At 64.4% G+C, this 522-nt stretch carries 1 protein-coding gene; it reads left to right on the top strand.

The window, feature by feature from the left end; translation table 11 throughout:
• Positions 1–398 (top strand): alpha/beta hydrolase family protein (locus ACR0C6_RS22255; RefSeq protein ID WP_480621382.1); only part of this gene is annotated, 398 nt, incomplete at its 5' end.
• Positions 399–522: the final 124 nt, after the last annotated feature.

Raw genomic sequence — 522 nt, 5'->3', positions numbered from 1 at the left:
GGATGGCGTGGCGCTATGTGTGCCAGTCGGGCAATGACGTTGCCGCCCTGCTGGCCGTTGCGGGCAGCATCCGCCAGACCGAGGACTGCCCCGAAGCCCCGCGCGAGGCGCGCCATGTGCACGGCCTTAGCGATACGGTGATGGATTTCCCTTATGGCACCAATGGCGACACGACCTATCCGGTGGCGCTGTGGCGGGCGGCGTATGAGTGCCACGATGCCACCCCGCGCGGCGATTGGAGCGTGGTGCCGATCCTGACCCTCAGCCGGGTGGAGTGGACCGATTGCGCACGCGGGCAGGTGACGCTGGACACGCATCCGGGCGGGCATTTTATCCCCCATGGCTGGATCGGGCGGCAATTGGACGAGCTTTTGGGCCGCACCCCCACCTATCCGTGACGCGCAGCGCTTGCACCTTGGCGCATTCTTTGTCATTGCCTGTGCCGACTGGATATCTGCCAAAAAAGGCCCCGAGCAATGAAATTCACTCTGTCCTGGCTGAAAGACCACCTCGACACGGACG

This window comes from Ruegeria sp. AL12 (genome assembly GCF_056540885.1).
The sequence above is the reverse complement of the archived record's forward strand: the minus strand, read 5'-3'. Positions and strand labels throughout refer to the sequence as shown.